Annotated in this window: 22 protein-coding genes and 1 pseudogene; 11 read left to right on the top strand and 12 right to left on the bottom strand. The window is 72.9% G+C overall.

Features of this window, described 5'->3' with window-relative positions; all coding sequences use genetic code 11:
* Positions 1–39 precede the first annotated feature (39 nt).
* Positions 40–1,104, top strand: coding sequence for an ATP-binding cassette domain-containing protein (locus tag ASC82_RS24885; protein ID WP_056652152.1), 1,065 nt, complete (start codon positions 40–42; stop codon positions 1,102–1,104).
* Positions 1,101–1,913 (top strand): ABC transporter permease, encoded by an 813-nt coding sequence (locus ASC82_RS24880; protein WP_056652148.1) that lies wholly within the window; start codon positions 1,101–1,103, stop codon positions 1,911–1,913. The genes ASC82_RS24885 and ASC82_RS24880 overlap by 4 nt, the downstream gene beginning before the upstream one ends.
* A 101-nt stretch (positions 1,914–2,014) precedes the next feature.
* Here the strand turns inward: ASC82_RS24880 and ASC82_RS24875 are convergent, their stop codons facing one another.
* The 3 genes from ASC82_RS24875 to ASC82_RS24865 form a co-directional block, all read right to left on the bottom strand.
* The gene (locus tag ASC82_RS24875; protein WP_056652145.1) at positions 2,015–3,256 is read right to left on the bottom strand and encodes an FAD-dependent monooxygenase; all 1,242 of its coding nucleotides are present in this window, start codon (positions 3,254–3,256) and stop codon (positions 2,015–2,017) included.
* A 92-nt stretch (positions 3,257–3,348) separates the two neighbouring features.
* On the bottom strand, positions 3,349–3,969 hold the full coding sequence (locus ASC82_RS24870) for a response regulator transcription factor (protein ID WP_024760510.1): 621 nt from the start codon (positions 3,967–3,969) through the stop codon (positions 3,349–3,351).
* Between the two features lie 55 nt (positions 3,970–4,024).
* The gene (locus tag ASC82_RS24865) at positions 4,025–5,203 is read right to left on the bottom strand and encodes a sensor histidine kinase (protein WP_056652142.1); all 1,179 of its coding nucleotides are present in this window, start codon (positions 5,201–5,203) and stop codon (positions 4,025–4,027) included.
* A gap of 380 nt (positions 5,204–5,583) precedes the next feature.
* Here ASC82_RS24865 and ASC82_RS24860 point away from each other — a divergent pair.
* Both ASC82_RS24860 and ASC82_RS24855 read left to right on the top strand, forming a co-directional pair.
* Positions 5,584–6,103, top strand: a pseudogene (locus ASC82_RS24860) (heme-binding protein).
* Between the two features lie 114 nt (positions 6,104–6,217).
* Complete coding sequence (locus ASC82_RS24855; protein ID WP_056652138.1) at positions 6,218–7,633, top strand: M1 family metallopeptidase; 1,416 nt, start codon at positions 6,218–6,220, stop codon at positions 7,631–7,633.
* A gap of 7 nt (positions 7,634–7,640) precedes the next feature.
* Here the strand turns inward: ASC82_RS24855 and ASC82_RS24850 are convergent, their stop codons facing one another.
* Together ASC82_RS24850 and ASC82_RS24845 are read right to left on the bottom strand one after the other, a co-directional pair.
* Positions 7,641–8,168, bottom strand: coding sequence for a GNAT family N-acetyltransferase (locus ASC82_RS24850; RefSeq protein WP_056652135.1), 528 nt, complete (start codon positions 8,166–8,168; stop codon positions 7,641–7,643).
* Between the two features lie 124 nt (positions 8,169–8,292).
* A complete protein-coding gene (locus ASC82_RS24845; protein ID WP_056652132.1) occupies positions 8,293–8,868 on the bottom strand; it encodes a TerD family protein in 576 nt (191 codons plus the stop codon).
* Between the two features lie 115 nt (positions 8,869–8,983).
* Between ASC82_RS24845 and arfB the strand changes: the two genes are divergently transcribed.
* Positions 8,984–9,424, top strand: a complete 441-nt coding sequence (gene arfB, locus ASC82_RS24840; protein ID WP_024760515.1) for an alternative ribosome rescue aminoacyl-tRNA hydrolase ArfB — start codon at positions 8,984–8,986, stop codon at positions 9,422–9,424.
* A gap of 33 nt (positions 9,425–9,457) precedes the next feature.
* On the opposite strand, the gene ASC82_RS24835 is transcribed toward arfB, so the two are convergent.
* The gene (locus tag ASC82_RS24835; protein WP_079039453.1) at positions 9,458–10,024 is read right to left on the bottom strand and encodes a flavin reductase family protein; all 567 of its coding nucleotides are present in this window, start codon (positions 10,022–10,024) and stop codon (positions 9,458–9,460) included.
* Positions 10,025–10,452: 428 nt separating this feature from the next.
* On the opposite strand from ASC82_RS24835, the gene cdgB reads away from it, so the two are divergent.
* Complete coding sequence (cdgB, locus tag ASC82_RS24830; protein ID WP_056652127.1) at positions 10,453–12,273, top strand: diguanylate cyclase CdgB; 1,821 nt, start codon at positions 10,453–10,455, stop codon at positions 12,271–12,273.
* A 108-nt stretch (positions 12,274–12,381) separates the two neighbouring features.
* Positions 12,382–13,350: a CBM35 domain-containing protein gene (locus ASC82_RS24825; protein WP_056652124.1), complete on the top strand. Its 969-nt coding sequence runs from the start codon at positions 12,382–12,384 to the stop codon at positions 13,348–13,350.
* A 64-nt stretch (positions 13,351–13,414) separates the two neighbouring features.
* Here ASC82_RS24825 and ASC82_RS24820 read toward each other — a convergent pair whose 3' ends face one another.
* The 3 genes from ASC82_RS24820 to ASC82_RS24810 all read right to left on the bottom strand — a co-directional run bounded on the left by ASC82_RS24820 (position 13,415) and on the right by ASC82_RS24810 (position 16,563).
* Positions 13,415–14,335 (bottom strand): 1-phosphofructokinase family hexose kinase, encoded by a 921-nt coding sequence (locus ASC82_RS24820; protein ID WP_056652121.1) that lies wholly within the window; start codon positions 14,333–14,335, stop codon positions 13,415–13,417.
* Between the two features lie 123 nt (positions 14,336–14,458).
* Positions 14,459–15,613: an N-acetylglucosamine-6-phosphate deacetylase gene (gene nagA, locus ASC82_RS24815; protein ID WP_056652117.1), complete on the bottom strand. Its 1,155-nt coding sequence runs from the start codon at positions 15,611–15,613 to the stop codon at positions 14,459–14,461.
* Positions 15,613–16,563: an ROK family protein gene (locus tag ASC82_RS24810; RefSeq protein WP_056652114.1), complete on the bottom strand. Its 951-nt coding sequence runs from the start codon at positions 16,561–16,563 to the stop codon at positions 15,613–15,615. The genes nagA and ASC82_RS24810 overlap by 1 nt, the downstream gene beginning before the upstream one ends.
* A 385-nt stretch (positions 16,564–16,948) precedes the next feature.
* Between ASC82_RS24810 and ASC82_RS24805 the strand changes: the two genes are divergently transcribed.
* The 3 genes from ASC82_RS24805 to otsB all read left to right on the top strand — a co-directional run bounded on the left by ASC82_RS24805 (position 16,949) and on the right by otsB (position 19,434).
* A complete protein-coding gene (locus ASC82_RS24805) occupies positions 16,949–18,232 on the top strand; it encodes an extracellular solute-binding protein (protein WP_056652110.1) in 1,284 nt (427 codons plus the stop codon).
* A gap of 32 nt (positions 18,233–18,264) precedes the next feature.
* Positions 18,265–18,516, top strand: a complete 252-nt coding sequence (locus ASC82_RS24800; RefSeq protein WP_056652108.1) for a DUF3263 domain-containing protein — start codon at positions 18,265–18,267, stop codon at positions 18,514–18,516.
* Positions 18,517–18,588: 72 nt separating this feature from the next.
* Positions 18,589–19,434 carry a trehalose-phosphatase gene (gene otsB, locus ASC82_RS24795; RefSeq protein WP_056652105.1) on the top strand — a complete coding sequence of 282 codons (846 nt, stop codon included), beginning with the start codon at positions 18,589–18,591 and terminating at the stop codon, positions 19,432–19,434.
* A 33-nt stretch (positions 19,435–19,467) separates the two neighbouring features.
* Here the strand turns inward: otsB and ASC82_RS24790 are convergent, their stop codons facing one another.
* Together ASC82_RS24790 and ASC82_RS24785 are read right to left on the bottom strand one after the other, a co-directional pair.
* Complete coding sequence (locus ASC82_RS24790; RefSeq protein WP_056652102.1) at positions 19,468–21,780, bottom strand: immune inhibitor A domain-containing protein; 2,313 nt, start codon at positions 21,778–21,780, stop codon at positions 19,468–19,470.
* A gap of 144 nt (positions 21,781–21,924) precedes the next feature.
* A complete protein-coding gene (locus tag ASC82_RS24785; protein ID WP_056652100.1) occupies positions 21,925–22,827 on the bottom strand; it encodes an NAD(P)-binding domain-containing protein in 903 nt (300 codons plus the stop codon).
* 98 nt (positions 22,828–22,925) lie between these two features.
* Between ASC82_RS24785 and ASC82_RS24780 the strand changes: the two genes are divergently transcribed.
* Entirely contained in the window at positions 22,926–23,288 is a 363-nt protein-coding gene (locus ASC82_RS24780; protein ID WP_056652097.1) for a helix-turn-helix domain-containing protein, read from the top strand.
* A gap of 27 nt (positions 23,289–23,315) precedes the next feature.
* Here ASC82_RS24780 and ASC82_RS24775 read toward each other — a convergent pair whose 3' ends face one another.
* Positions 23,316–24,758 (bottom strand): trehalose-6-phosphate synthase, encoded by a 1,443-nt coding sequence (locus tag ASC82_RS24775; RefSeq protein WP_056652093.1) that lies wholly within the window; start codon positions 24,756–24,758, stop codon positions 23,316–23,318.
* Between the last annotated feature and the right edge of the window lie 105 nt (positions 24,759–24,863).

Genomic DNA, 24,863 nt, shown 5'->3' with positions numbered 1-24,863 from the left:
CCCGCGGGCGTACGCCTCCGGGCCACCCCGCCGGGGCTCTTGTGGCCGGCGGGCCGATGTCGGCGGGGGCGCCCTCCCGGCACCGTGGGCCGGGTGATCGACGTACGAGAACTGACGAAACGTTATGGCCGCCCTCGGCCGCCTCACCGCCGCCTCTTTCTCTCCGCCCGGCGCGCTTCGGACGGTCCGGCCTCGGACGGGGGCGGTCGCGTCGCCGTCGACCGGCTCAGCTTCACCGTCCGGCCCGGGCGGGTGACCGGGTTCCTCGGGCCCAACGGGGCCGGGAAATCCACGACCCTGCGGCTGATCCTGGGGCTGAACGAACCCACCTCCGGGAGCGCGACCGTCGACGGGCTGCGGTTCCGGGACCTGCCCCGGGGGCTGCGGCACGTCGGGGCGCTGCTCGACGCGCACGACGTGCACGGCGGCCGGACCGCCGAGGGGCACCTGGCCGCGCTCGCCCGCACCAACGGCCTCCCGCGCCGCCGGGTCGGCGAGGTCCTCGACGAGGTGGGGCTCGCCGAGGCGGCCCGGCGCCGGATCGGCGGCTACTCCCTCGGCATGCGGCAGCGGCTCGGGATCGCCGCCGCCCTGCTCGGCGACCCGCCGGTCCTGCTCTTCGACGAGCCGGTCAACGGCCTGGACCCGGAGGGCGTCCTGTGGGCGCGCGGCCTGTTCCGGCGGCTCGCCGCCGAGGGGCGCACGGTCTTCGTCTCCAGCCATCTGATGAGCGAGATGGAGCACACCGCCGACGACCTCGTCGTCATCGGCCGCGGCGCGCTGATCGCCGCGGAGAGCCTGGCGGAGTTCGCCGCGCGCGGCTCCGGCGGCGGGGTGACCGTGCGGACCGCCGACCCCGCCGCGGCGGCGGGCCTCGCCGCCGCCCTGGCCCGCGAGGGCGCGACCGTACGGCCCCCGGGAGGTGCGGGCGGGGCGTTCACCGTGACCGGGATGGACGCGGACCGCGTCGGCGCGCTCGCCTTCCGGTCGGGCGCCGCGCTCGCCGAACTGGCCGTCCGCACCTCCTCCCTGGAGGACGCGTTCATGGAACTCACCGCCGACAGCGTCGAGTTCCGGAAGAAGAAAGAGGGAGAGGCCCGATGAACGCGCCCGCCGTCCGCTTCCGTGATCTCCTCGCCGCCGAGTGGATGAAGCTGTGGTCCCTCCGCTCCACCCCCTGGGCCTTCGGCGTCGGCGCGTTCGCCGTGCTCGGCGTCAACCTCAACGCGACCTTCGCCGACTACCGCAACTACCCGAACTACGCCCAGGGCATCCGCGACCTGTTCGTGCCCATCTGGGCGATGCGGGACGCCTTCACCCTCGGCGGGGCCATGATCTTCATGCTCGCGACCGGCTCCATCGGCGCGCTCGTGATCGTCGGCGAGTACGGCACCGGCCAGATCCGTACGACCTTCGCGGCCGTACCCGACCGGCGCGCCGTGACGGCCGCGAAGACGCTCGTCCTCACGGGCGTCATGCTCCTGTACGGGTTCCTCGTCGCCGCCGTCTCCTTCGCCGCCACGCAGGCCGTCCTCTCCGGCCGGGGCGTCGGCATGTCGATCACCTACGAGGGCGCGCCGGCCGCCGTCGCCGCGTCCGCGCTGCTCGCCCCCGTGTGCGCGCTCGCCGGCTTCGGCCTCGGGGCGCTCCTGCGGCACACGGCGACCACGATCGTCACCGTCACCGGTGTCCTGCTCCTGCTGCCGGCGCTCGTCGACGACCGCAGCCGCTGGTCCGCGACGTTCCTGCACGCCCTGCCGCAGGGCGCGTGGCGGCGGCTCACGCAGGTGGGGGACTCGCCGGTGCCGGTGGACTATCCGTGGACGGCGGGCGGGGCGTGGACCGTGTACGCGGCCTGGTCGCTCGGGGCGGTGGCGGTGGCCCTGATCGCGGTCCACCGCCGGGACGTGTGACGCGGCCGGCGTGCGGGAGAGGGTTCGGCGGCGGCCGTGGACGGTGGGGGACTCACCGCGGACCGTGCGGGACCCAGCGGCGGCCGTGGACCGTGGGGGACTCAGCGGCGACCGTGGACCGCGCGGGCGACGCGGGGGCCCAGCCAGCGCTTGAGGCGCCGCAGGGCTTCCAGCTGTCCGGCGGCCCGGTCGATCCGGTAGTACAGCTGCGGCGGGATGTGCGGGAGCAGCGGCGAGTGCCGCTGGCCGAGGAGCGCGAACATCTGCGCCGGTTCGAGCCGCATGTAGCGGGGGAGGTTCTCGTACCACTGCGCGCTGTACCGCGCCGCGCTCTGGGCCGAGACGAGCTCGGCGCGGCGGCGCTTCCCGTACGAGGTGAGGGCGGCGTCGAGACCGGCGGGGGAGCGCAGCGCCTCGGGGGCGCGCAGGGCGTCCGCGAGGGCGAGCGCGTCCTCCAGGGCCAGGGTGGTGCCCGCGCCGATCGAGTAGTGCGTGGTGTGGGCGGCGTCGCCGAGGAGCACCACGTTGCCGCGGTGCCAGACCCGGGTGGTGAGGGTGCGGAAGGTGAGCCACTGGGCGGCGCGGGCGGCGCCGTCGGCGCCGGCGGTCTGCGCGCGGCCGATCAGTTCGTGGCCGTCGAGGAGGTCGTGGAAGAGCTTTTCCAGGAGGCGCAGGCTGTCGGTCTCGCTGCTCGTGTCGAGCCCGAGGCCGGTCCAGGTCTCGGGGGAGCACTCGACGACGCAGGTGGAGCGCTCGCCGCTGAACCCGTAGGCGTAGCACCAGATCCAGCCGTGCTCGGTCTCCTTGAAGGCGAAGCTGAAGGAGTCGAAGACCTTGGTGGTGCCGAGCCAGATGTACTGGTTGCGGCCGGCGGTGACCTCGCTGCCGAAGTGGTCCGCGTGCGCCGCGCGCAGCACGCTGTTGACCCCGTCGGCGGCGACGACCAGGTCCGCGTCGGCCAGTTCGGGCGCGTCCGGGCCGGTCACGTCGTGCTCGAAGGAGACCCGTACGCCGAGCTCCTCGGCCCGGTCGGCCAGGAGCGCGAGCATCCGGCGCCGCCCGATGCCGAAGCCCGCGTCGCCGCGGTGGACGGTCCGCTCGTCGCGGACGATCGCGACGCCGTCGGTCCAGGTGACGGAGGCCTCCGCGACGGCCGCGGCGGACTCGGGGTCGCCGGCGCGCAGCTTGTCGAGCAGCCCGGCCCAGTAGGTGACGCCCCAGCCGTACGTGGAGCCCTCGGGGTTCCGTTCGTACACGGCGATGTCGTGGGACGGGTCCTGCCGCTTCAGCAGGATCGAGAGGTAGAGGCCGGCGGGGCCGCCGCCGACGATGGCGAGCTTCACGTGCGCTCCCACTGAGACTGGGTCATGACACCGTGCGTATGGATGGCAACGCACGGTAGCAGTGTGGGTCGCGTCTCGGGGCCGTGTCGCCGCTACGGCAGCAGGCGGCGTTCCTTCGCCACCGCCACCGCGCCCGCGCGCGTGTCGACGCCGAGCTTTGCGTAGATCCGGCCGAGGTGGGTCTTCACCGTCGCCTCGCTGATGAACAGCGCCCGCGCGATCTCGCGGTTGCCGAGGCCCCGCCCGAGCTGGCCGAGGATGTCCCGCTCGCGGTCGGTGAGGCTCGGGCCCGCCGCGCCCCGCATCCGGTCCATGACCCGGCTCGCGACCGGCGGCGAGAGGGCGGTGCGGCCCTGCGCGGCGGAGTGGATGGCGGCGAAGAGCTCCTCGGGGCGTTCGGCCTTCAGGAGGTAGCCGGTGGCGCCCGCCTCGATGGCCCGGGTGATGTCGGCGTCGGTGTCGTACGTGGTGAGGACGAGGACGTGGACGCCGGTGGGCGCGATCTGCCGGGTCGCTTCGACGCCGTCGATGCCCGGGCCGAGCTGGAGGTCCATGAGGACGACGTCGGGCTTCAGCTTGGCCGCCATGGCGACGGCCTCCTCACCGCTGCCGGCCTCGCCGACGACCTCGATGTCGGGGGTGCTGCCGAGCAGGGCGAGCAGGCCGGCGCGGACGACGACGTGGTCGTCGCAGAGGAGGATCCGTACGGACATTCACGACTCCAGGTCCAGGGGTGGGGGGGCTCGGGGTTCAGAGGGTCATCGGGGTTCAGGGTGTCAGGGGTATCGCGACGGAGAGGACCGTGCCCTCGCCGGGGGCCGACTCGACCGTCAGGGTGCCGCCGAGCTGCTGCGCCCGCACCCGCATCGCGCGCAGCCCGTGGCCGCGCAGGCCCGGGTCGCGCGTGAGCGCCGGGTCGAAGCCGTGGCCGTCGTCGGCGATGTCCAGGACCACCTGGTCGTCCAGGTACGTGAGGGTCAGGGCGGCGGTGTCGGCGCCCGCGTGCTCGCGGATGTTGGAGAGGGCGCCCTGCGCGATCCGCAGGAGCGCCGACTGCGTCCGGTCGGGCAGCGGCACCGCCGTGCCGTCCACCCGGAAGTCCGCCGACTCGCGGGCCGCCAGACCGCGCAGGGCCTCTTCGAGACCGCCGCCCTCGGCGAGGTCGGCGGGGGCGAGGTCGTGGACGAAGCGGCGCGCCTCGGCGAGGTTCCGCTCGGCGATGGACTCGGCGGTACGGACGTGGCGGCGCGCGGTGACGGGGTCGCTGTCCCAGGTGCGGTCCGCCGCCTGGAGCAGCATCTGCTGGCTGGACAGGCCCTGCGCGAGGGTGTCGTGGATCTCCATGGAGAGCCGCTGGCGCTCGGCGAGGGTGCCCTCGCGGCGCTCGATGGCGGCCAGTTCGCGCCGGGTGCGGATCAGGTCGTGGATGAGTGCCCGCTGCCGCGCGGCCTGCCGGTCGGAGTAGACGAACACCCCGGTGGCGATGGCGGCGACGGCCGGCGGCGCGACGATCAGGTTCGGGTCCCAGCCGCCGTGGGCGAGCTGCACCTGCGCGAAGACGACGAAGGCGGTGAGCAGGACGACGAGGCCGAGCGCGGCACGCGGGGGGAGGGTGCGCAGGCCCGTGTAGAAGAGCGGGACCGCGCACCAGGCGAAGCTGGGCGCGAGGACGACGAGGACGATCCAGACGGCGACGACCGTGCTCAGCCAGGCGATCCGGCGCGGGGCGGCGCGGGTGCCGACGACGGGGCCGAGCAGGTAGAGGGAGGCGAGGGCGCCGGAGAGGGCGACGATCCAGGGGCTGCGGTCCTCCCAGGGGTGGCGCAGCAGGAAGCGGGCGAGGGAGGCGCCGAGGAGGAGGAAGAACGCGATGTGCATGACCCGCGCGAGCCAGGGGGCGTCCGGGTCCTGCTCGGTGGGCGGCCGTGTCGCCTGCCTGGCTTCCATTCCGGACTCCTTTCCTGACGGACGTGGCGGTCTGACGTACCCGGGGTCTGACGTACCCGGGGTCTGACGTACCTGGGGTCTGACGTACCCCGTCTGACGTACCCGGGGTCTGACGTACGGGTCTGGCAGAGGGATACCAACGGGTCTGACCTGGGGATATCAATCCATCCTGACCCGGAGGGACCAGACCGGCATCAGCCGATCGGCTGACCCGGCCGTCCTCCAGTGTGCGCGGCGAGGGCAGCCGGACCGTGGACCGAACGGCCCCGGGTCCGGCCACAGGATGGATCTCAGAGCGAACGAACGGCCTCCTCGCCCCGAACTCGCCCCGAACGCCCTCCCCTCTCCTCCTCGCCCCACCTCACCTCACGGAGTCCCTCATGAAGAAGATCCTCTTCGGTGCCACCGCCGCCGCTGTCGTCGCCGCCGGCACCTTCGGCGCGGTCTCCGCGAACGCCTCCGCCCCGGCCGCGGCCCCCGCCGCCGTCGTCCGTGCCGACGCCGGCAACGCCAACCTCCAGCAGTCGACGCACCTGACGATCGCGGGCGACCCTCGACGCCGCCGAGAAGGAGAACCAGCGCGTCTCCGTCGCCGTCGTCGACCGCAACGGCAACACCATCGTGACCCTGCGCGGCGACGGCGCCGGCCCGCAGTCCTACGAGTCCGCCGAGCGCAAGGCCTTCACCGCCGTCTCGTGGAACGCCCCGACCTCCGTCCTCGCGGGCCGCCTCGCCCAGGCCCCGACCCTGAAGGACATCCCCGGCACCCTCTTCCTCGCCGGCGGCGCCCCGGTGACCGCCAAGGGCGCGCCCATCGCGGGCATCGGCGTCGCGGGTGCCCCGTCCGGCGACCTGGACGAGAAGTTCGCCCAGGCGGGCGTGGCCGCCCTCGCCAACTGAGCTCACGCTCGGCAGTAGCCCCCCAGCTGGTGGTGGCGCCCGGATCCCCCGCCGGGCGCCACCACCGTTTTCGCGTGCCCGGCCCCGCCCGTCCGTCCTGCTTAGGATCGGTGCATGGACGCAAACGGGGACGTGACCCGGCGGCGCCGGCGGATCGGGGCCGCGTCGGGCCTCCTCGCCCTCGCGCTCCTCGCGGGCGGCTGCACAGCGGTCGGCGGCGGGGTCGAGGGCGCCCCCGGGGCCGCCGGGCTGCGCGACCCGTACTTCCCCAGGCTCGGCAACGGCGGCTACGACGTGCGGCACTACGCCCTGTCCCTCGCCTACGACCCGGGCACCGGCCGCCTCGACGGCACCGCCGAGATCACCGCCCGCGCCGGCCAGGACCTCAGCGCCTTCAACCTCGACCTGGCCGGGCTCCGCGTCTCCGGCGCCACCGTGGACGGCGCCCCCGCCGCGTACAACAGGGCGGGGAACGAGCTGACGCTCCGTCCGCGCGAGGACATCCGCGACGGGGCGGAGTTCACCGTCACCGTCACCTATACGGGCGTGCCGGAGCCGATCACGGACGCGGACGGCTCCGAGGAGGGCTGGCTGCGCACGGCCGGCGGGGCGGTCGCGGTCGGCGAACCGGAGGGTTCCATGACGTGGTTCCCCGGCAACCACCACCCCGCCGACAAGGCCGCCTACGACATCACACTCACCGTGCCGGCCGGGCTCGAAGGGCTCTCCAACGGCGTCAGGACCGAGCGGCGGACGGAGCGGGACGGCCGGGTCACCACCGTGTGGCACACGGCCGAGCCGATGGCGAGCTATCTGGCGACGGTCGCGATCGGCCGGTACGAGACGGCGTCGGCGACCGGCCCCGCGTCCCTGCCCGTCCTGACGGCAGCCGAGCCGTCGGTCGCGGCGGGCAGCGCGGCGCTGCGGGGCGAGATCCCCGCGATCCTCGCCCGGCAGGCCGAGCGCTTCGGCCCGTACCCCTTCTCGGCCGCCGGGGCGATCGTCACCGTCGACGGGACCCTCGGCTACGCCCTGGAGACCCAGACGCGGCCCGTCTTCCCCGCCGCCGCCTTCGACCGGACGACCCTCGTCCACGAGCTGGCCCACCAGTGGTTCGGGAACTCGGTCACCCCCGCGACCTGGCGGGACCTGTGGCTGAACGAGGGCTTCGCCACGTACGCCGAGTGGCTGTACACGGAGGAGCACGAGGGCGTCCCCGCGCGGACGCACTTCGAGCGGGCCTTCGCCCAGGACGCCAACTGGGCCTTCCCGCCGGCCGCCCCGCCCGCCGCCGAGAACCTCTTCGACCCGCCCGTGTACCAGCGGGGCGCGATGGTCCTCCACAAGCTGCGGGAAACGGTCGGGGACGCCACCTTCGACGAGATCCTGCGCGGCTGGCCCGCGAAGTACCGCCACGCCAACGCCTCCACGGACGACTTCACGGCCTACGCGGAGAGCGTGGCGGGGAAGGACCTCGGCGCGCTGTGGAAGGTCTGGCTGTACGGAGACGACAAGCCGTCCGCCCCGTAGCCGACGGCTAGCCGCTCAGGCTCTTGCGCAGGACGACGCACGGGCGGCCGTGGGCGAGGTCCGGGCGGCGGGCGGTCTCCTCGTAGCCGAGGGAGGTCCAGAAGGCGAGGGCCTTCGGGTTGTTCTCCAGGACGGCGAGCCGCAGACCGGTGCGGCCCGCGGCGCGGAAGCGGTCCTCGACGTACGCGGCGAGCCGGCGTCCGTGGCCGGCGCGCTGTTCGCCGGTGTGGACCATGAGCAGTCCGAGCCACGGGTCCGGATCGGCCGGGTCGGGGTGGCGGCCGAGGGTGACGGCGACGGCGACGAGCCGGCCCTCGGAGCGGGCGAGGAGGACCTCGGCGGTGGGCTGCGCGAGCTCGTCGGCGAGGGCCGCCGCGACCTGCTCGGGGCGGATGTCGGAGGGGTCCGGGAAGTCGCCGCTGAGCTGCTGGAACTCCTCGTTCGACGCGTAGAGCGCGGTGAGCTCGGTGAGCAGCGCGCCGGGGAGGGCGGCGCCGTCCTCCAGGGCCTTGGGGGCGAGGGCTTCGACGATCACGCGGCAAGGGTAGACACGCGCGGAGCCCCGGCGCGGAGAAATCGCGCCGGGGCTCCCGAGCCTTTTGCGGCTCTGCTTTACGGCTCTGCCTTACGGCTCTTCTCTACGGCTCTTCTAAGGAGTCCTAGAGGTTGACGCCGAAGTCGCGGGCGATGCCCTCGAGGCCCGAGGCGTAGCCCTGGCCGACCGCGCGGAACTTCCACTCGGCGCCGTTGCGGTAGAGCTCGCCGAAGACCATGGCGGTCTCGACGGCGGCGTCCTCGGAGAGGTCGTAGCGGGCGAGCTCGGCGCCGCCGGCCTGGTTGACGATGCGGATGTAGGCGTTCCGCACCTGGCCGAAGTTCTGCGAGCGGGCGACCGCGTCGTAGATCGAGACCGGGAAGACGATCTTGTCGACGTTGGCCGGCAGCGCTGCCAGGTTGACGTTGATCTGCTCGTCGTCGCCGCCGCCCTCGCCGGTGCGGTTGTCACCGGTGTGGACGATGGTCTGGTCCGGCGTCGCCTTGTTGTTGAAGAAGACGAAGTGGGCGTCGGAGGCGACCTTGCCGGCTGCGTCCACACCGATCGCGGAAGCGTCGAGGTCGAAGTCGGTGCCGGTGGTGGTGCGGACGTCCCAGCCGAGGCCCACGGTGACGGCGGCGAGGCCCGGGGCCTCCTTGGTCAGGGAGACGTTGCCGCCCTTGGACAGGCTCACAGCCATGGAAAGTCCCTTTCATCGTGGTGTCTTCGCCTGGAGAAACGCGCGCGGGCCTCCAGCGGTTCCCGGAGGGTTCCCGGTGAAAAGAGGATGACTCCAACGGCCCACTGCGGGGAACATGGGGGGCATGTCCGGTCCCTATCCCATCCGCGGCTCCGTCTCGCTCCCCGAGGCCGAGCTTCAGTGGCGTTTCTCGCGGTCGTCGGGGCCGGGCGGGCAGCACGTGAACACCAGCGACTCGCAGGTGGAGCTCCGCTTCGACCTCGCGGCCACCGCGTCGCTCCCCGAGGTGTGGAAGGCCCGCGCCCTGGAGCGCCTCGCCTCCCGCCTCGTCAACGGCGTCGTCACGGTCCGCGCCTCGGAGCACCGCTCCCAGTGGCGGAACCGCGAGACGGCCGCGGTCCGCCTCGCCGCCCTCCTCGCCGAGGCGACGGCCCCGCCGCCGAAGCCCCGCAGGGCGACCAAGATCCCGCGCGGCATCAACGAACGCCGGCTGCGCGAGAAGAAGCAGCGCTCGGAGACCAAGCGGACCCGGAACTCCCGGGGGGACTGGGGCTGAGGCCCCCCTCCTCCGAGGCCCCCCTCGTCGCTCTCAGCTCAGGTGGCGGTACTTCCCCTGGAAGTACGTCAGCGGGCCGCTGCCGTCCGTCGAGGGCAGACCGGCCGCCAGGACCCGGCCGACGACCAGGGTGTGGTCCCCGGCCACGACCCGGCTCTCCGTGCGGCACTCCAGGACCGCCAGCGCCCCGCCGAGCAGCGGCGCGCCGCTCTCCTCGCCGCGCGTGTACGGAAGGTCGGCGAAGAGGAGCCGGTCGCTGACGCGGTTCTTCATCGCGAAGCGCCCGGCGACCTGCCGCTGGCCATCGGAGAGCACCGACACCGCCCAGACCGGGACCTCCGCGAGCAGGTCGTCCATGCGGGAGCCGTTGCGGAGGCTGACCAGGACCAGGGGCGGGTCGAGGGAGACCGACATGAAGGCGGTGGCCGTCATGCCGACGTCCTCGCCGCGCGGGCCCTCGTCGGGGTCGTGCGCCGTCACCAGGACCACGCCCGCCGCGAGGCGGGACATCGCCGCCCGGAACTCGTCGTTGCTCACCCCCTCAGCATGAGGGATGGCCAGATCGGAGACGGGGGGCGGGGCGGGGGTCTTCTGCAGCACACCAGCACGCTAGACCGGGCCGGTGGCGAGCCGCATCGGGCCCGGGGACCAGTCCGCCACCTCCGGGGGTCCTAGGACCCCGCCCGGGACCCTCGCGTCCCGTGCCGGGCCTTCGGGCAGTGGCTGCTCCGCAAGCCCCCGGCCCTGCCGGCCGGCGACTGAGGCCGGGCGGCCGAGCCCGGCGGGCGCCCGCCCCCTCGGCGGCCTCAGGTGGCACGTGTCTCACTGCGGAGACCCCTAGGCCCAGACCACCGCGGAGGGTTGTGCGCGACCCGCCATGACCTCTTGTGACTTGAGTCACAGACGCCAGTATTTGCTGACCCTGTGTACCGGGTGCGCAGCTCGCTGTGATTCAGTGGCAGGGACAGTGCAGCACGAAGCCGATGAGAACCCTGGAGTTGCTGTCGAGGTCTCGGGGAGAGCGAGCGATGGAGACCGAGTCGGAGCCGTACGTCCGTCTCTCGACCCTGCGGCAGCTGCATCAGGTCGTGGCGGACCTCAACACAGCCCGCAGCCTGGCGGACACCCTGCAGACCGTCGCCGACGGTGTGGTCGCCGGTCTCAACTACGAGCTGGCCTGCGTCAACCTCGTACGCCCCGACGGTGACCTCGTCGTCGCCGCCTTCGCCGGAAGCTCCGCCGCCGAAGCCCTGATCACCGGCCGGGTCGGCTCCCGTGCCTCCTGGGACCGCCGCCTGTCCATGGGCTCCGAGTGGGGCGACCTCCGCTTCATCCCACACACCGAGGGCTGGGTGCTCATGGAGGACGACGTCCCCCAGTGGCACACCGACGGCCCCGCGCCCCGCTTCGAGGACGAGTGGCACCCCCACGACCGCCTCTACGCCCCCATGTACGCCTCCGGCTCCGGCCGTGAACTGCTCGGCGTCATATCCGTCGACCGCCCGCGCAACGGCCGGCACCCCGGCCCCTGGGGCCAGGAAGCGCTCCAGATGTACGCCTCGCAGTCGGCGATCGCGATCAGCAACGCCCGCCTCCGCTCCAACATGCAGCGCGCCCTCGTCCGGCTCGAAAGGGAGCAGCAGGCCCTGCGCGCCAGCGAGGAGTCCTTCCGGCAGGCCTTCGAGTACGCCCCCTCCGGCATGGCCATCGCCGAGATGGGCGGCGACCAGCACGGCCGGCTGCTCCGTACCAACGACGCCCTGTGCCGGCTCCTCGGCCGGCCCGCCTCCGTCATGCGGCGCTACTCCTTCGCCGACCTCGTCCACCCCGAGGACATAGGGACCCTGCTCCGGACCTCAGCCGAGGGCGGCCGCGCCGAGCTGCGCCTCGGGCGGCGCGACGGCACGTACGTCTGGGTGTCCCTGCGGAACTCGGTCGTCGCCGACACCGCCGACGGGCCCCGCTTCCTCCTCACCCACGTCGAGGACATCGAGGAGCGCAAGCGCCACGAGCTCCAGCTCGCCCACCGCGCCTCGCACGACGCCCTCACCGGACTCCCCAACAGCGCCGAGCTGCGCTCCCGGCTCTCCGCCCGCCTCTGCGAGCGCCCCGCGCAGGCGGTCGGCGCGGCGGCGACCGCCGGCTACGACGGCTACGGCGGCGGGGGCGGGCACGCCGGGGGCTACGACTCCGCCCGCGACGGCGGCTACGGCTCGGGCCACGACGCCGGCCACGACACCGGCCACGACGCGGGCCACGACTCCGGATACGGATCCGCGGCCGGCTACGACTCCGTCCCCGTCTACGAGTCCGGGCCCGGCTACGACTCCGCCTACGAGTCGCCGTACGAGCACGAGCACGGCTTCGGCTTCGAGCCGGCGAACGGCGCGGGGCCGTACGACCACCACGTCCACATCGTCGCCCCGTCCACCGGCGAGGTCGACGACGGCACGAAGGGGCTCGCCGTCCTCTTCTGCGACCTCGACGGCTTCAAGTCGATCAACGACCGCTTCGGGCACCACACCGGCGACGCCGTCCTCATCGAGGTCGCCCGTCGGCTCACCACCGGCGTCCGGGACGGGGACACCGTGGCCCGGCTCGGCGGTGACGAGTTCGTCGTCCTCGCCGACGGCCTCGGCGCGGCCGACGCCGCCGATCTGGCCGTACGCCTGCGGAACGCGATCATTCCCCCGATCCGGGTGGACGGCCGGGCGGTCCGTGTCGGGGCCAGTTTCGGCATCGGCTGGGCCGAGTGCGGCATGACCGTCGAAGAGGTCCTGAACTCCGCCGACCAGCGGATGTACGTCGAGAAGCGCTCCCGCGCCAAGGTCCAGCGCCGGGCCGGCTGAGGCCACCGCCACCCGTCCGCCTGTCAAGGCCCGCTCCGGGCGCTGGTCCGTTCGGGGTAGGCTCGGCCGGTCGGCGACGGCTGGCGAGCATGGATAGGAGTGACCCGGATGGCTGCCGGTAACGACGGCGCGAGCAAGCCCGAGGACGACGATCCGTTCGGCTACCTGTACGAAGACGGTCAGGCGGCGGGCGCCCAGGCGCCGCAGGGCGGTGGCTACGGCTACCCCGGCCCCGGACCCGCTCAGCCCGGCGTGCCCCGGACCTCGTACAACCAGGTCAGGACGGTCGGCGAGCGCCAGTACGGGCAGCACCAGCACCAGCCGCAGCCCTACGTTCCGCCGCAGCAGCAGGCCCCGTACGGCCAGCCGCACGCGCAGTACGCCGCGCCCGAGACCTACGGCGGCCCGCCGACCCGGCAGACCCCGCCGCAGCCCCCGCGCGGCAACTCCGGCCGCGGCCCCAACACGAGGGGTCTGCTGATCGGCGCTGTCGCGGTCGTCGCGGTCGTCGTCGTCGGCATCGCCGCCGCCGTGATCACGAACCAGGGCAACAAGGACGACAAGAACGGCCAGGCCGATGGCAACACGCCGTCGACCGCGCCCTCCCAGGTCTCCGAGGAGCCCAGCACCGAGCCGAGCACGGAGCCGACCCCGGTCAAGCTGCCGAAGCAGGACGCGGCGACGCTGAAGCTGGGCGGCTCGGCCGGCACGGAGAAGACCGTCAAGGGCGCCGAGGGCGTGGGCGGCACCTACGTCTCCGGCTTCAACCAGGTCGGTTCCTCCGTGACGTGGAAGGCGAACATGCCGACGGAGGGGGCGTACCGCCTGACCGTGCGCTACGCGATCCCCGCGGTCGACGCCAACGCCACCCTGACGGTCAACGGCAAGGCGAACTCCTCGCCCCTCGGCCTGAAGAACTTCGTCCATTCCTCGGACCCGAACCTGGAGAAGAACTGGCAGACCACCTGGGCGCCGGTCACCCTCCAGAAGGGCGACAACGAGATCAAGATCTCGTGCGAGGCTGGCAACCAGTGCAACGTGCTGCTCGACTGGCTGGAAGTCACGCCCGGCGAGTGAGCCCGCGGCGTTCCGCCCTTCGGCATGCGGCCCTTCGGCCTTCGGCCCCCTGTCCCTTCCGGGATCAGGGGGTCTCTTGCGTCACCTTCACGCGCGTCAGCAGCTCCTCGTAGGCCGCCGCGTCGAACTCGCCGGCCACCGGGGAGAGGACCGTCGCCGCCGAGAGGGCGACCGCGCGGGTGAGGCGGTCGGGCCAGGGGGCGTCGTCGACCAGGCCGGAGAGCAGGCCGGCGACGGCCGAGTCGCCCGCGCCCGTGGGGTTTCCCTTGACGGCGGCGGGCGGGGCCGCGCGCCACAGGCCCTCGGGGGTCGCGGCGAGCATGCCCTCGGGGCCGAGCGAGGACACCACGGCGTGGGCGCCGCGGCGGCGCGCGTCGCGGGTGGCGCGGTGGGGTTCGCGGGAGCCGGTGAGCTGGGCGAGCTCGTCGGCGTTCGGCTTGACCAGGTCGGGGCGGGCGGCGATGCCCCGCCGCAAGGGCTCCCCGCTGGTGTCGAGGAGTACGGGTACGGAGGCGGCGCGCGCGAGGCGGACGAGTTCCGCGTACGCGCCCACGTGGATGCCGGGCGGCAGGCTGCCGCAGAGGGCGACCGCCCGGGCCCCGTCGAGGAGTTCGGTGAAGCGGGCGCGGAAGGCGGCCCACTCGTCTGCGGTGACGGCCGGGCCGGGTTCGTTGAGCTGGGTCGTGTCGCCACTCGCGGTGTCGACGACGGCGACCGTGCGGCGGGTGGGGCCGGCGGTCCCGACGAGCTCGTCCCGGACCGGGGTCGCGGCGAGGAGGTCCCGCAGCATTGCGCCGGTGGCGCCGCCCGCGAAGCCGGTGGCGACGGTCTCGTGACCGAGGGCGGCGAGCACGCGGGCGACGTTCAGCCCCTTGCCGCCGGGGCGTTCGATGACCTGCGTGACGCGGTGGCTGGCGTGCGGGGTGAGGGCCGGGACCCGGTAGGTCAGGTCCAGCGCCGTGTTGAGGGTGACCGTCAGAATCACCTGTGCACCCCCGTACTCCGTGTGTCGTCCGTCGGAACGGGCGCCCCGACGGGCACCGATCATGCCAAACGAAAGGCGGTTGGCCCAGACCCGCGACCTACCGCCCCTCCGTATGACTCCTGATCAGACCGCGGTGTCCGCCGTCGGGTCGACGATCCAGACGCCCTTGCGCATGACGCCCTTGAGCGTGAAGTCGGCGTCGAGGACGACGATGTCGGCGTCCTTGCCGGGCTCCAGGGAGCCGACCCGGTCGTACACGCCGAGGAGGCGGGCCGGGTTGGCGGAGATGGCCTGGACGACCGATTCGACGGGGAGGCCGTCGATGGTGGCGGCGCGCTTGAAGGCGCGGTCCAGGGTGAGCGTCGAGCCGGCGATGGAGCCGCCCTCGACGAGCCGGGCGACGCTGTCCTTCACCTCGACCTCCAGCGGGCCGAGCATGTAGCGGCCGTCGCCGAAGCCGGCGGCGTCCATGGCGTCGGTGATGAGGGCGACGCGGTCGGCGCCCGCGTGGTGGAAGGCGAGCTCCAGGGCGGCGGGGTGGAGGTGCGTGCCGTCGTTGATGAGCTCGACGGTGATCCGCTCGTCCTCCAGGAGGGCGGCGATCGGGCCGGGCGCGCGGTGACCGAGGGCGGGCATCGCGTTGTAGAGGTGCGTGGCGACGGTGGCGCCCGCGTCGATGGCCTCGACGGTCTGCTCGTAGGTGGCGTCGGTGTGGCCGATGGCGGCGATCACGCCGTGCTCGGCGAGCAGGCGTACGGAGTCGAGGCCGCCGGGCAGTTCGGTGGCGAGGGTGACCATCTTGGCCTGGCCGCGGGCGGCGTCGATCAGCTTGCGGACGTCGGCCGGGTCGGGGTCGCGCAGGAGCGTCTCGTCGTGGGCGCCCTTGCGGCAGGGGGAGATGAACGGGCCCTCGAAGTGGAGGCCGGCGATCTCGCCCTGCTCGGCGAGCTCGGAGAGCAGCCCGGCCCGCTGGGTGAGGAAGTCCATCTCGCCGGTGACGAAGGAGGCGACGACGGTGGTGGTGCCGTGCAGCCGGTGCGTGTGGACGCCCTTGAGGACCTCGTCGACGGTGCCGGAGGTGAAGGACGCGCCGCCGCCGCCGTGGTTGTGCATGTCGACGAAGCCGGGGACGAGCCAGTGCCCGGTGAGGTCGATGCTGGGGGCGCCCTCGGGGGAGCTTCCGGCGATGCGGTCGCCCTCGACGATCACGCGTCCGTTCTCGACGATTCCGGTGGGCAGCACGACGTGTGCGCCGGCGAGAACCTGGTGATCGGCCATCAGGCGGAAACCTCCGAGTCGGTGGGGTGCTGGTCGGCGAGCAGGTCCCAGGCGAGGAGGCCCGCGCCCAGGCATCCGGCGGTGTCCCCGAGGGCCGCCGGGACGATGGCGGGCAGCTTCTGGAACGTGACTCGCTCCTCCACCGCGGCCCGGAGTGGTGTGAACAAGGTTTCCCCTGCCTCGGCGAGACCGCCACCGATGATGAGCGTGCGGGGGTCCAGCAGGGTGAGCGCGGTGACGAGGCCGTCGGCGAGGGCGTCGACGGCGTCCTGCCAGACCCGTACGGCCGTGGCGTCGCCGGACTCGACGGCCTTGGCGCAGTCGGCGGCGTCGGCCTCGGGGTCGCCGGAGGCGGCGGCCCAGGCCTGCGAGACGGCGGAGGCGGAGGCGTACCGCTCCAGGCAGCCGCGCTGGCCGCAGCCACAGTCGGTGCCGCCGGGGCGGACGACGATGTGGCCGATCTCGCCGGCGTAGCCGTGGGCGCCGGCCTCGATGCGGTCGCCGATGCCGATGGCGCCGGCGATGCCGGTGCCGAGGGGCACGAAGAGGAAGCGGTCGGCGCCGTTGCCCGCGCCGATGCGGCCCTCGGCGAGGCCGCCGGTGCGCACGTCGTGGCCGAGGGCGACGGGGATGCCGTCGAGGCGGCGGCTGAGGAGTTCGCGCATGGGAACGTCGCGCCAGCCGAGGTTGGCCGCGTAGACGGCGATGCCGTTCTCGGCGTCGACGATGCCGGGGACGGCGACTCCGGCGGCCGCGGCGGGCTCGCCGTAGCGCTCCTGGCCGAGGGCGCGGAGGTCCTCGGCGAAGCCGAGGATGGTCTCCACCACCGCCTCGGGGCCGCGGTCGCGCCCGGTGGCGCGGCGGGCCTCGTGGAGCAGGGTGCCGTCCGCCCCGACTAGGGCGGCCTTCATGCCGGTGCCGCCCACATCCAGGGCGATGACGTGTCTCACGGGGGACAGTTTGGCGCGCGGGGACCCAAAAGGTCTAGTCCACTGCCGAGGATTGTTGCGTACGGATACAAATTCGGGACCCGTCATGGGTCCATGGTCCCGGCTGTGTTGCGGAAGTGATACCCAGGTGGTGTAGACCTCATGCCCGTTTGCGGGGGAGACTTGCGGCCCTGCGGAGAGCAAACGCGCAGCTCACAGCGGTGCGAATACCGTGCAAATGCGACGCAAACGCGACGCGAATGTGCCACGTACGTGGTGCGCGCGTGGCACATGCGTGGCACGCACGTGTCTCGTGCGTCACGTGTACGCGGTGCGTGCACGTCTCGTACGTCGTGCGTGTGTGGCGCGCGTGCAGCTCGACCGCAGCTCAACGACGAGCGAAAAGGTGGATGAAGCCGTGGAGCGGCGACGATTCCTTGGACTGACCGCGGCCGCCGCCGCCCTCGGACTGACCGCGACGGTCGCCGGGTGCGGCGTCCTCGGGGGCGACTCCGGCGACGTGACCCTCAGACTGGTCGCCGCCGACTACGACCTCACCGGCGGTGACACGACCAAGAAGTACTGGACCGACCTCGTCGCCGCCTTCGAGGCGAAGAACCCCGGCGTCAAGGTCGAGATCCAGATCGAGTCCTGGGACGACGTCGACCGCAAGGTCGCCGAGATGGTCAAGGCCGACGAGGCCCCCGACATCGCGCAGATCGGCGCCTACGCCGACTACGCCGCCGCCGGCGAGCTCTACTCCGCCGACGAGGTCCTCTCCATCCCCGTCCAGGCCAACTTCCTCGCGCCGCTCGCCGCCGCCGGAGAGACCAAGCGCACCCAGTACGGGCTGCCCTTCGTCGCCTCCACCCGGCCGCTGTTCTACAACAAGGCCCTCTTCGAGGAGGCCGGCGCCGAGGCCCCCACCACCTGGGACGAGCTGGCCGCAGCCGCCGAGAAGCTCAAGGACAAGGGCGTCCGCACCCCCTTCGCGCTGCCGCTCGGCCCCGAGGAGGCCCAGGCCGAGGCCCTGATGTGGCTCCTCAGCGGCGGCGGCGGCTGGACCGACGCCACCGACCACTACGCCGTCGACTCCGACGCGAACGTCGACACCTTCACCTGGCTGAAGGACAACCTCGTCGGCAAGGGCCTCACCGGTCCCGTCGCCCCCGGCAAGCTCAACCGCAAGGCCGCCTTCGCCGCCTTCGCGAGCGGCGAGGTCGGCATGCTCAACGGCCACCCCTCGCTGCTCAAGGAGGCCGCGAAGAAGGGCGTCGAGGTCGGCCAGGTGCCGCTGCCCGGCATCAGCGGCAAGCCCAAGAGCTCCATGGGCGTCGCCGACTGGATCATGGGCTTCAAGCAGAACGGTCACCGCAAGGAGATCGGCGACTTCCTCAACTTCGTCTTCAGCGACGAGAACGTCCTGAAGTTCGCCGGGGACAACGACCTGCTGCCGGTCACCGTCAGCGCCTCCGCCCGCATGGAGACCGACCCCGAGTACGCCAACCTCCGCGAGTTCCTCAAGGGACTCCCGGACGCCCAGCTCCCGCCCGTCGGCAAGACCTCGTGGGCCACGGTCAGCGAGAACGTCAAGCAGAACATCGGCAAGGCCGTCACCCCCGCCGGCCGTCCCTCCGAGGTCCTCGGCAGGATCGGCCGGGCGGCGACGGCGGCGGAGAACGCCGAGTAACGCCGAGTAGCGAGTAGTAATAGGTTGGTCGTATGACCGAAGAGCGGGACGGCGGCGGTGGTGGGCTCGGCGAGCGCGAGCGGGCCCTCCTCGCCGTCGAGCGCCGCTCCTGGCCCGGGCCCGGTGCCAAGGAGCGGGCCGTCCGTGAGGGCCTCGGGCTGTCGCCGACCCGCTACTACCAGCTGCTCAACGCCCTCCTCGACGACCCGCGTGCCCTGGAGCACGACCCCGTGACGGTCAACCGGCTGCGCCGGGTGAGGGCGGAGCGGCAGCAGAGGCGGTAGGGCGGTCAAGCCGGGGTGCCGGTGACTCCGGCCACGCTGACGCCGGGGCCGCGCGTCGGTAGGGTCGTGAACATGGTCAGCAGCCTTCCGCACCCGACCACACCCGCCGGCCGCGACGGTCTGGCCGCGCTCCTCGCGCGGCCCGAGAAAGCCGTCGTCGCCCTCGACTTCGACGGCACCCTCGCCGAGATCGTGCCCGACCCCGAGCAGGCCCGCGCCCACCCCGGCGCCGTCGCCGCCCTCGCCGCCCTCGCGCCCGAGGTCGCCTCCGTGGCCGTCGTGACCGGCCGCCCCGCCGGGGTCGCCGTCCGCTACGGCGGCTTCGCCGGAGTCCCCGGCCTCGAACACCTCGTCGTCCTCGGTCACTACGGCGCCGAACGCTGGGACGCCGTCAGCGGCACCGTCCGGGCCGCCGCCCCGCACCCGGGCGTGGCCTCCGTCCGCGCCGAACTCCCCGGTTTCCTCGACCGGGCGGGCGCCTGGCCGGGCGTCTGGATCGAGGAGAAGGGCCGGGCGGTCGCCGTCCACACCCGCCGCGCGCTCGACCCGGAGGGCGCCTTCGAGGCCCTCAAGGGCCCCCTCGGCGAACTCGCCACCCACCACGGCCTGGTCCTGGAGCCGGGCCGCATGGTCCTGGAGCTGCGGCCCCCGGGCATGGACAAGGGCGTGGCGCTCGCCGAGTACGTACGGGAGACGGGCGCCGGGTCCGTGCTCTACGCGGGCGACGACCTGGGCGACCTGCCCGCCTTCGCCGCCGTGGAGAAGCTCCGCTCGGACGGCATCCCCGGCCTCCTGGTGTGCAGCGGCTCCACCGAGGTCCCGGAGCTCGCCGACCGCGCGGACCTGTCGGTGGCGGGCCCGCCGGGGGTGGTGGAGTTCCTGACCGCGCTCGCGGAGGCGGTACGGGAACGGGCCTGAGGCCCGCCCGTACCGCCCCTTCGGCCGTACGGATCAGTGCGCGGCCGGGTTGGTCACGCTGATCGTCAGGTCGTCACCGGCGTCGCCGGTCACGGTGACCCGGACGCCGTGACCGGCGACCTTGACGCTGGCCTGCGGCGCCGAGGCGTCCCAGTAGGCGTTCGGGTCGGTGTCGTCGAAGACCGGGATGCCCGGGACGGAGGGGGCGCAGGCCGCCTGCGTCTCGACGGTCCTGTTGCCGCCCTTGCCGACCAGGACCTCCTTGTGGAGGCAGGTCGCGTCCGTGGCCTCCAGGCCGAAGGTCGCGTCGAAGGGCTGGCGTCGGTTGCTGGGCGCGGTCCCGTCGGCGTACTTGAAGGGGGCCGGGCGGGCGTCGACGGCCATGGCCTGGCCGCCGCCGGGGTGGTTGCTGACGTTGTTGTCGTCGAAGGACCGGTCGACGTACCAGACGAGCAGGCCGTTCTGGTAGCGGAACCACTCCACCCAGTCCGGCGCCGTGACGCCCTTGCTGAACTGGTACGGGCCCTCGGCGAGGAGCGCGTCGGCGCCGACGTACTCGCGGTTCTCCAGGAGGTAGTAGCGCGAGGAGGTGGCGGTCTCGGTGCCGGTCGAGATCTTCCAGCGGCCCGAGGCCGTCCAGCCGCCGGCGCCGCTCTCGACGTCGTCGGACGCCAGGCTCGTACCGCCCGAGGTCAGCGAGATGTCGTCGAGGAACGCGCCGGCGAAGTGGACGCCGCCGTCGGTCTGGTAGCGGAACCGGAAGAGGGAGGCCTGACCCCCGGCGTCGTACGAGTACCGCAGCGTCGTCCACTTGCCGCCGGAGGAGCCGTCGACGGCCTCGCCCGCGCGGGCCCAGGTGACGCCGCCGTCGAGGGAGTACTCGGCGAAGAGGTAGTCGTAGTCCGCCTCGATCTCGTGCCAGGCGCTCGCCTTGACGGTGACGCGCGGGGCGGCGGGCACGGAGCGGGTGAGGGACTGGTTGAGTCCGTCGGCAGACCCGGTCCACCAGGCGTGCGTCCCCGAGGTGGGGGTGGTGTACGTGGTGCTGCTCGTCTTGTCCGGGAGCGTGACGCGGACCGCCTGGTCCTTGCCGGTGACCTGGAGCTGGGCCGGGTTGAGGGTGTAGGTGCCGGAGGCGCCGAGCGGGGCGTCGGTGTGGTCCAGCCAACCGAGGAAGAGTTTTTCCTCGGCGCCCATGAGGCCGGGGTGGGTGCCGATGCCCTGGTTCGCGGCGGCGCCGTGGCTGAGCCAGGAGCCGGAGCTCATGAGGGTCCAGAAGGCGGTGGAGTTCTCGCCGCCGTCGGTGTCGTAGTAGTCCGGCAGGCCGAGGTCATGGCCGAACTCGTGGCAGAAGACGCCGAGGCCGCCGTTCTCGCCCTCGGTGGTGTAGTCGCCGAGCCAGTACGTGGACTGGCCGATGCGGGCGCCGCCGGCCTTGTTCTGGACGCCGCTGACCTCGGGGCCGGTCAGGCCGTAGTCGTCGCCGTTCACGTACCAGCGGTGGGACCAGATGGCGTCCTCGCCCTGCGCGCCGCCGCCGGCGTCCTCGCCCATGCCGGCGTGGACGGCCTGGAAGTGGTCGATGTAGCCGTCGGCCTCGTCGAAGTTCCCGTCGTGGTCCCAGTCGTTGCGGTCCCAGACGTCGAACTGGGCGAGATACGCGTCGATTTCGGCGGGGGTCTTCCCGCTCGCGATCTGGGCGTTCCACCAGGCGTCGCCGGTGTCCTGGACGAAGGCCCACGAACCGCCGGTGTCCTCGACGGCGTTGTCGCCGTAGAAGGAGGCGTTGTGGGGGACCTTGACCCAGTCCTCGACGACGTTGGTGACGGAGTAGCGGCCGCCCGACAGCTTCTCGTAGTACGACTTCATGGACTCGCCGGAGCCGTTGAAGAGGTTCTCGTAGTAGGCCTTGTCGAAGTCGGCTGTCCAGGCGTTGGAGTTGTCGACGCTCCGGTCGGGCTGGGGTATCTCGTTGTGCAGGGGGCCGGGGGCGGTGCCGAGTTTGCCGGAGCCGTCCGTGCCGAACTCGGAGAGGATCGTGAAGATCTTCTCCTGGCGGTCGGCGGTGGTCGTCACCGTCTCGGTGAACTTGCTGTTGGCCACCTCGACGACGCCGTCGGCGTTCGCCCGCGCCTTGCCCTTCGCGATCTTGTCGATCGCCTGTTCACGCAGCTCGGTGCGCTGCTTGGTAAGCGGTCCCGGACGGTTGTCGGACCGGTGCGGGGCCGCTCCCGCGCCCGCTCGTGCCGTGTCCTGGGGCTCCTGCGCGGCGGCGGGGGTGAGCCCCGCGGCGAGGAGTGCGGTGAGCGCCGACCCGAGGGTCATGCTCACGACAATCTTCTTCACGTTTCTTGCGATCCTTCCGCTTGCCTCATGGTGCTCATGGGGGAAAACGGATCGCCTGGGGGAACGATCGCGGCAGAGTCTGGCACGAAAGGACCCGTAGGGAGGAGGGGTTGATCAGGGTAAAATTTCACTGTTTCGGCGGTGTTACCGGAGCAGCAGGTCCACCACACCCGTCAGATCCTCCTCGCCACCCGCCTCGGCCAGGCGCCGGGCCATCAGGTCGAAGTACGGGCGGAGCAATTCCGTGCTGACGCCCTGCTGTTCGGCGGTGGCGAGGAAGGTGGGCGTACCGGCGACCTGCATGGCGAGATGGGACACGACACCCTTGGTGTAGTCGCCGCTCCGCAGCTGGTCGGCGGTGAGATGCACACCCCCGGCCATCGCGGAGAGCCACTCGGCGAGCAGCGGGGCGAACGTGACGGGGTCGATGCTCTCCTCCTTGCTGATCAGGGCGAAGGCGTGATGGACGCCGGCGAACATCCCGTACATCGCGCTGAGCAGGGCCACGTCGTGCAGGGCCGCGTGGCCCGCGTCCTCGCCGACGTACCGGGTGCCCGCGGGCACGGCGAGCGTCTCCCCGTGCTCCTCGAACAGCTCGGTCGACCCGCTGTAGAAGACGTACCCGCCGGCCTCCGGGACACCGATCATCGGCGGTACGGCCATGATGCCGCCGTCCAGGTAGCGGGCGCCGCGCTCGCGGGCCCACTCGGCGCGGGCGCGGGCCTGGGCCGGGGTCGTGGTGGTGAGGTTGACGAGGTCCTTCCCCGCCAGGTCGGCCTCGGCGAGGGCCTCGCCGACCGAGGCGTCGTCCAGGAGGCAGACGACGACCAGGGTGCTCGCGGCGACCGCCTCCGCGGCGCTGCCGGCGGGCTTCGCCCCCTCGCCGACGAGCCCGGCAGCGCGGCCCGGGGTCCGGTTCCAGACGGTGAGCGGGTGGTCGGCGGCGAGCCAGGTACGTGCCAGGGCGGTGCCCATCGCGCCGAGGCCGAGCAGGGTGACGGGGGTCTTGCCCGAGGTGGAGGTCTTCTCGCGTGTGTTCGCTGTCATGACGACCAGGCTGGTCGAGGGCCTCGGGCCGCTCAAGTACCCACTTGGAAGTGGGTGGTTACCCTGAGGTGAGCGAACAGGTCAGGAGGGTGGGGCAGATGGCGACGCTGAACCGGCCGGCAACCGACGACGGGCACGTCTGCGGGATCGACACCTCGATGGAGGTGATCGGCGGCAAGTGGAAGGTCCTCATCCTCTGGGCGCTCCACACGTACCCGCAGAGCCGCTTCGGCGAGCTGCGGCGCATCGTCCCCGGCATCACCGAGAAGGTCCTCGCCTCCCACCTGCGGGAGATGGAGGCGGACGGGATCGTCGACCGCGTCTCGTACGACGAGGTCCCGCCCCGCGTCGAGTACGGCCTGACCAAGGACGGGACGCGCCTCATCGAAGCCCTCGAACCGCTCGCGGCCTGGGGGCGCGAGCGGCGGGAACGGCGGGAGCGGGGGGAGCGGGGCGCTTAAGGCGTGTCCGCGTGTCCGCCCCAGGGCTCAGCTGCCCCGCAGCGCCTCCAGCTGGTCCAGGAACCAGCGCTGTGGAGGCAGGGCGGTCGCAGCGGCCGCGAGGCGCTTCGTGCGGTCGGCGCGCTCGGCCGCCGGCATCGAGAGGGCGGTGTGGAGGGCCTCGGCGGTCTGCGAGACGTCGAAGGGGTTCACGGTGATCGCGTCCTGGCCCAGCTCGCGGTGGGCGCCCGCGCCCGTCGACAGGACCAGGGCGCAGCCCTCCTCGGAGACGACCGGTATCTCCTTCGCGACCAGGTTCATGCCGTCGCGCACCGGGTTCACCAGGGCCACGTCCGCGATGCGGTAGGCGGCGAGGGAGCGGGTGAAGTCGTCCTCCACGGAGACCAGGACCGGTGTCCACTCCGGTGTGCCGAACTCGGCGTTGATCTCCTCCGCCAGCTCCGCCACCGAGGCCGTGTACGCCCGGTACGACTCCAGGTCCTGCCGGGACGGGTACGCCGAGGCCAGGTGGACCACCCGGTCGCGCCACTCGGGGTGGACGGTCAGCAGCTCCCGGTAGGCGAGCAGGCCGCGCAGGATGTTCTTCGACAGCTCGGTGCGGTCGACGCGGACGATGGTCCGCCGGTCGCCGACCTCCTCGCGGAGCAGGGCGACCCGCTCGTCCACCTCCGGCCGGTACGCGAGCGCCCGCAGCTCCTCGCCGTCCACGCCCAGCGGGAACGCCCGGACCCGGGTGCGGCCCTTCCCGACGCCGTAGCGCCGGTACGTCACCCCGTACCAGGGGTCGCCGCTCGGCCAGACGCCCTGGGACATGCCCGTCGCGTCGTCCCGCTGGGAGCAGCAGCCGATGAAGAGCGAGGCCCATCCCCAGGTGTGGAAACCCAGCTCGTCGGCGCCGAGCATCCCCCACAGCAGTTCCTCGACGATGTCGTCCGGCACCATCCGCAGGTACTCGGAGGAGACCCACGGGGTGTGCGTGAAGTGCCCGATCTTCAGGTCGGGGCGGAGCTCCCGGAGCATCCAGGGGACGAGCGACAGGTGGTAGTCCTGCACGAGGACCGCCGCGCCCTCGTCCGCCTCGGCGGCGAGGGCCTCCGCGAAGGCGCGGTTGTAGGCGCGGTACGCCTCCCACCGGCGCCGGAACTCCGCGTCGAAGACGGGCTCGCGCGGGATGTCGTACAGGTGGTGGTGGAGGAACCACAGCACCGAGTTCGCGATGCCGTTGTACGCGTCGGCGTACACGTCCGGGGCGATGTCCAGCATCCGCACGCCGGGCTCGGCGACCCCGCGCCGTACGGCCTCCCGGTCGCCCTCGCCGAGCGCCGCGCACACCCACAGGCTGTCCTGCGAGTCGATGGCGCTCAGGCCCGAGACCAGGCCGCCGCCACCCCTGCGGGCGTCGAGCTCACCGTCCTCGCCGAGCGTGTACGAGACGGGTCCCCGGTTGGATGCCACGAGCACAGTAGCCATGTGGCGAACCTAGCCCGTCCCGTAAACGCTCAAACGTACGTATACGAGACGGGCCGATCCGGCCACGGAGGGTCAACGGGGGTCAGCGAGCGTCAGCGGGGGATC

It is taken from the genome of Streptomyces sp. Root431, from assembly GCF_001426585.1.
GTDB lineage: Bacteria > Actinomycetota > Actinomycetes > Streptomycetales > Streptomycetaceae > Streptomyces > Streptomyces stackebrandtii.
This window is presented reverse-complemented; position numbering and strand designations above follow the sequence as displayed.

Coding starts and splice junctions, on each gene's coding strand:
- nagA (WP_056652117.1), bottom strand. CDS start 15,613: ATGGCCGATCACCAGGTTCTCGCCGGCGCACACGTCGTGCTGCCCACC.
- ASC82_RS24855 (WP_056652138.1), top strand. CDS start 6,218: ATGGACGCAAACGGGGACGTGACCCGGCGGCGCCGGCGGATCGGGGCC.
- ASC82_RS24775 (WP_056652093.1), bottom strand. CDS start 24,758: ATGGCTACTGTGCTCGTGGCATCCAACCGGGGACCCGTCTCGTACACG.
- arfB (WP_024760515.1), top strand. CDS start 8,984: ATGGGGGGCATGTCCGGTCCCTATCCCATCCGCGGCTCCGTCTCGCTC.
- ASC82_RS24880 (WP_056652148.1), top strand. CDS start 1,101: ATGAACGCGCCCGCCGTCCGCTTCCGTGATCTCCTCGCCGCCGAGTGG.
- cdgB (WP_056652127.1), top strand. CDS start 10,453: ATGGAGACCGAGTCGGAGCCGTACGTCCGTCTCTCGACCCTGCGGCAG.
- ASC82_RS24845 (WP_056652132.1), bottom strand. CDS start 8,868: ATGGCTGTGAGCCTGTCCAAGGGCGGCAACGTCTCCCTGACCAAGGAG.
- ASC82_RS24870 (WP_024760510.1), bottom strand. CDS start 3,969: ATGTCCGTACGGATCCTCCTCTGCGACGACCACGTCGTCGTCCGCGCC.
- ASC82_RS24785 (WP_056652100.1), bottom strand. CDS start 22,827: ATGACAGCGAACACACGCGAGAAGACCTCCACCTCGGGCAAGACCCCC.
- ASC82_RS24780 (WP_056652097.1), top strand. CDS start 22,926: ATGGCGACGCTGAACCGGCCGGCAACCGACGACGGGCACGTCTGCGGG.
- otsB (WP_056652105.1), top strand. CDS start 18,589: ATGGTCAGCAGCCTTCCGCACCCGACCACACCCGCCGGCCGCGACGGT.
- ASC82_RS24865 (WP_056652142.1), bottom strand. CDS start 5,203: ATGGAAGCCAGGCAGGCGACACGGCCGCCCACCGAGCAGGACCCGGAC.
- ASC82_RS24800 (WP_056652108.1), top strand. CDS start 18,265: ATGACCGAAGAGCGGGACGGCGGCGGTGGTGGGCTCGGCGAGCGCGAG.
- ASC82_RS24825 (WP_056652124.1), top strand. CDS start 12,382: ATGGCTGCCGGTAACGACGGCGCGAGCAAGCCCGAGGACGACGATCCG.